Origin of the sequence: Erwinia sp. Eh17-17 (genome assembly GCF_039675725.1) — a bacterium.
Taxonomy (GTDB): Bacteria; Pseudomonadota; Gammaproteobacteria; order Enterobacterales; family Enterobacteriaceae; genus Erwinia.
Genome location: NZ_JBDFQT010000019.1, coordinates 1 through 4,725 on the forward strand (window position 1 = coordinate 1; position 4,725 = coordinate 4,725).

General features: G+C 51.1%; 4 protein-coding genes and 4 tRNA genes. 1 reads left to right on the plus strand and 7 read right to left on the minus strand.

The features are described 5' to 3' along the window. The 5 genes from ABEH87_RS21465 to ABEH87_RS21485 all read right to left on the minus strand — a co-directional run. Positions 1 to 337, minus strand: a 337-nt coding sequence (locus tag ABEH87_RS21465) for a GTP-binding protein (RefSeq protein WP_255886957.1), incomplete at its 3' end; no start/stop codon positions are given. Positions 338 to 451: 114 nt separating this feature from the next. Next, positions 452 to 527 (minus strand) — tRNA-Thr (locus ABEH87_RS21470). A gap of 6 nt (positions 528 to 533) precedes the next feature. Then, positions 534 to 608: transfer RNA gene (locus ABEH87_RS21475), tRNA-Gly, on the minus strand. Positions 609 to 824: 216 nt separating this feature from the next. Continuing rightward, positions 825 to 909: transfer RNA gene (locus tag ABEH87_RS21480), tRNA-Tyr, on the minus strand. 20 nt (positions 910 to 929) lie between these two features. Further along, positions 930 to 1,005 (minus strand) — tRNA-Thr (locus ABEH87_RS21485). Between the two features lie 486 nt (positions 1,006 to 1,491). Between ABEH87_RS21485 and coaA the strand changes: the two genes are divergently transcribed. Beyond that, a complete protein-coding gene (gene coaA, locus ABEH87_RS21490) occupies positions 1,492 to 2,442 on the plus strand; it encodes a type I pantothenate kinase (RefSeq protein ID WP_346579377.1) in 951 nt (316 codons plus the stop codon). 27 nt (positions 2,443 to 2,469) lie between these two features. Here coaA and birA read toward each other — a convergent pair whose 3' ends face one another. Next, complete coding sequence (gene birA / locus ABEH87_RS21495; protein WP_346579379.1) at positions 2,470 to 3,432, minus strand: bifunctional biotin--[acetyl-CoA-carboxylase] ligase/biotin operon repressor BirA; 963 nt, start codon at positions 3,430 to 3,432, stop codon at positions 2,470 to 2,472. Next, positions 3,429 to 4,466 (minus strand): UDP-N-acetylmuramate dehydrogenase, encoded by a 1,038-nt coding sequence (gene murB, locus ABEH87_RS21500; RefSeq protein WP_346579381.1) that lies wholly within the window; start codon positions 4,464 to 4,466, stop codon positions 3,429 to 3,431. Before murB ends, birA begins: the two co-directional genes overlap by 4 nt. Positions 4,467 to 4,725: the final 259 nt, after the last annotated feature.

Here is a 4,725-nt window from a genome sequence, read left to right on the forward strand (position 1 = left end):
TTGGGCCGTCAGTCGCAGCAACAACCAGGATAGCGCCGTCCATCTGAGCAGCACCGGTGATCATGTTTTTCACATAGTCGGCGTGGCCTGGGCAGTCAACGTGCGCGTAGTGGCGAGTTGGGGTGTCGTATTCAACGTGTGAGGTGTTGATGGTGATACCACGTGCCTTTTCTTCTGGCGCGTTATCGATCTGGTCGAACGCACGAGCAGAACCGCCGTAGGTTTTAGCCAGAACGGTGGTGATAGCAGCAGTCAGGGTAGTTTTACCGTGGTCAACGTGGCCGATAGTACCAACGTTGACGTGCGGTTTGGAACGTTCAAATTTTTCTTTAGACATCGCTTGTCCCTCTAAGACACGGATTAATCGGTGATATCACCACATCAACCAGGCATTGCCTGAATCGTTGAATTTTAATGCACAGAGAAGAAGCAGGGAGGGAGATTTTGAAAGTGGTGCTGATACCCAGAGTCGAACTGGGGACCTCACCCTTACCAAGGGTGCGCTCTACCAACTGAGCCATATCAGCACGGCTTGGAGCGGGCAGCGGGAATCGAACCCGCATCATCAGCTTGGAAGGCTGAGGTAATAGCCATTATACGATGCCCGCATCCTGGAACTCGGCTACCTGTTCTGTCTGTAGCTTGCGAACAACTTAGAAAAAGCTTTCTTCGTTGTTCAAGTCAACACGCTTTTGCCTGATGACCTTGACTGTGCTTGAGCTCAGTCTGAAATCTTGATGGACAAACCTGCACAGGCTGCCATCTTTTCCGTTCGAGTTGTTTATCTCTCTTACGGCTTTCAACTCCTGAACGCTGAGTCGAAATGGTGGTGGGGGAAGGATTCGAACCTTCGAAGTCGATGACGGCAGATTTACAGTCTGCTCCCTTTGGCCGCTCGGGAACCCCACCTGGGGTATTTCGTTACTTGATGGTGCCGGCTACCGGAATCGAACTGGTGACCTACTGATTACAAGTCAGTTGCTCTACCAACTGAGCTAAGCCGGCATCAAGTGGAGCGCATTCTAGGAAGACCGGAGGTAGGATGCAACAAAAAAATTGCGATAATTGTTCTTATGCTCACTATTTGTGCAACTCTTCGCAAATTAGCCTGTTTATGCTGCAACCCCGCTCAAAGAAACGCCAATACGCTAACTTTCATTCTGTGCGGATACCCCCCTGACTTTTAAGTAATATCAAAGTACTCGCGTTTAATCGCTTATAAAATGACCTCAGGGATAATATTTTAGGGTGACCCGCTATCCCATCAGGCCGACATTCGATTGCCAGGAAAAATATCATTAATGCGGGTGTGATTACGTTTGCACCCGCTGACTTTCTTTTTTCCTTCTTATTCATGCCCGTCTGGTGGTAACCTCCGACCATTCTTTGATGAAATTTCCCTTAATAACGAAGCCTGACAACAACCGGAAGCTGTTGACTTAATGGGGCTAACCTATTGAAGGGTATAAAATTGCTGGCAGAAGCACGCATATGAGCAAAAAAGACTCCTTGTTAACGACGCCTTATCTGCAGTTCAACCGCAACCAATGGGCTGCACTGCGTGATTCGGTACCTATGACCCTTTCGGAAGATGAAATCGCTCGCCTGGAGGGAATTAACGAAGATCTCTCCATGGAAGAAGTGGCGGAGATTTATCTGCCGTTGTCTCGTCTGCTGAATTTCTATATCAGCTCTAATTTACGGCGCCAGGCTGTTCTTGAGCAGTTCTTAGGCACAAACGGGCAAAAGATCCCCTACATCATCAGTATTGCAGGCAGTGTGGCCGTAGGAAAGAGCACCACCGCTCGTGTATTGCAGGCGCTACTCAGCCGCTGGCCGGAGCATCGCAAAGTGGAACTGATCACCACTGACGGTTTCCTGCATCCTAATGCCGTACTGAAAGAACGTGGGCTGATGAAGAAGAAAGGCTTCCCGCTCTCTTATGATATGCACCGCCTGGTAAAATTCGTCTCCGACCTCAAGTCAGGTGCCGATCAGGTGACAGCGCCGGTCTATTCGCATCTGATTTATGATGTTATCCCCGAGGGGGACAAGATCGTCCAGCAGCCCGATATCCTGATTCTGGAAGGGCTCAACGTGTTACAGAGTGGTATGGATTATCCCCATGACCCTCATCATGTCTTTGTCTCAGACTTCGTAGACTTTTCGATTTACGTTGATGCTCCAGAAGAGCTACTGGAACGCTGGTATATTAATCGCTTTCTTAAATTCAGACAGGGTGCCTTTAGCAACCCGGACTCTTATTTCCACCACTATGCGCAACTGCCTGAAGAAGAGGCGGTGGGGATCGCGACCCAGCTGTGGAAAGAGATTAACTATAAGAATTTAAAAGAGAACATTATGCCTACCCGCGAGCGTGCCAGCCTGATCATGACGAAAAGTAGTGATCATGCGGTCGATCTGGTCAGCCTGAGGAAATAGGTAAAGAGGGGGCAGCCCCCTCTTTTTTTAACTCTGCGGACGCAGTGAAATCTCACCACCCACCCAGGACTTTTTCACACCGTCCTGTTCGAGGATCAGCCCACCCTGCTGGTCAATACCTCTGGCAATCCCGTGAACTTCACGGTCCCCAATCAGCAGTTTCACTGGCCGATCGATAAAGTTATCTAACCGTGCCCAGCGCTCCACGAAAGGCGCCAGTCCGTCCTGTTCAAATTGTGCCAGTGCGGTTCTCATTTTATTAATAATGAGTGCCGACAGCACATTACGATCGACCGTGACATCGGCTTCCTGAAGATTAATCCAGCCCTGATTAATCACCTCTGCACCTGGCTCACGCATTGCCAGGTTGATACCTGCACCGATCACGATCTGCGCAGCATCCCCGGTTTTCCCCGTGAGTTCAACGAGAATACCCGCCAACTTACGATCGTCGAGGTAAATGTCATTTGGCCATTTGACTCGAATGCCAGGCGCTCCCTGCTCCTGCAAGGCTTCAGCCAGCACGATACCAATCACCAGGCTTAACCCCATTGCCGCTGCTGGCCCCTGCTCCAGTCGCCAGTACATTGACAAATAAAGGTTAGCGCCAAATGGAGAAAACCACTGTCTGCCACGTCTTCCACGCCCTGCCTGCTGATACTCTGCGACGCAGGCATCTCCGGATTGCAGGCTGTCCATGCGGTCCAGTAAATATTGGTTGGTGGAATCAATCACCGGGATCACCGCCAGACGACCCTGCTCCAGCTGTGCATTGATGGCTTGCTCATCCAGCAGTTGCATTGAAGTGGCCAGACTGTAGCCTTTACCGGTGACGGTATAGACATCAATGCCCCACTCTTTCAGCGTGTGGATATGTTTATTAATGGCCGCCCGGCTCATCCCTAACTGCTCACCGAGCTGCTCCCCGGAATGGAACTCCCCATCAGAAAGGATGCCAACCAGCTTTAAGGGTACAGTGTTGTCTTTCATGCAATAACCTCAACGGCGTCTGTTTCACCCTGAGCCGCTATAAAACGTACTTCCGGCTCCAGCCAGACATTAAATCTCTCAGCCACGCGCTGACGCACGATATGGGCCAGCTCAACAATATCCTGACCGCTGGCCCCACCGGCGTTAATCAACACCAGAGCCTGCTGCTGATGAACCGCTGCGCCGCCGTGACGATAGCCTTTCAGCGCACACTGGTCGATTAACCAGCCCGCGGCCAGCTTCACTTCACCAGCATTCTGGGGATACTGAGGAATGTCCGGATATTGTGCTTTCAGCGCAGCAGCAATGTCGGCGCTGACCAGGGGATTTTTAAAGAAGCTTCCGGCATTACCTGTCACTTTCGGGTCGGGCAACTTGCTGCGACGCATGTGGCATACGGCTTCAAAAACCTGAAGAGGGGTGACTGTTACAGGGTCAAGGTTACGCAGGTCACCATAGCTCAGAACGGGAGCCCAGCGCTTCGGCAGACGTAATCCGACAGCCACGATGGCATAGCCATCACGGTAGTGATGTTTGAATACGCTGTCACGATAGCCAAACTGGCACTCTGCTGCACTCAGGCGCTGACGCATACCGTCAGAAAGACAGACGACATCAACGTAGTCACATATCTGTTCCAGCTCAACGCCATAGGCACCAATATTTTGAATCGGAGCCGACCCGACACATCCCGGTATCAGGGCAAGATTCTCTAAACCTGCAAGATTTTGCGTTAAGGTCGTTTCTACCAGCTGATGCCAGTTCTCCCCGGCTCCCACATGCAAAGACCATGCATCTTCTGTCTCTTCAACGCTGATGCCTTTGATACGGTTGACGATCACCTGACCGGAAAAATCATTCAGAAACAGTACATTACTACCTTCTCCCAGCAGTAATACCGGCTCATTTTCCAGGGTGCTCTCCTGCCAGCACCGGCAAAGATCTTCAACGTTTTCCACCACGCTGACGCGGCTGGCATGAGCTTCAAGGCCGAAGGTATTCCAGGGTTTTAACGAGTGTTGCTGGCGGGACATATTACAACCTTCACAGAGTAAACTGTCAGTTAGTGTACCCGATTCGCCCTGTGAGGGTTGAGGATTTTCTGGCGCTGCTCAGCGGCAACCAGGAGTTTTAGGGGGAAAAATACTCGAAGTAGTGAGCAAATAAAACGCAAAAAACCCCGGCCTTTCGGTCGGGGTTATTGCTTATTTGATGCCTGGCAGTTCCCTACTCTCGCATGGGGAGACCCCACACTACCATCGGCGCTACGGCGTTTCACTTCTGAGTTCGGCA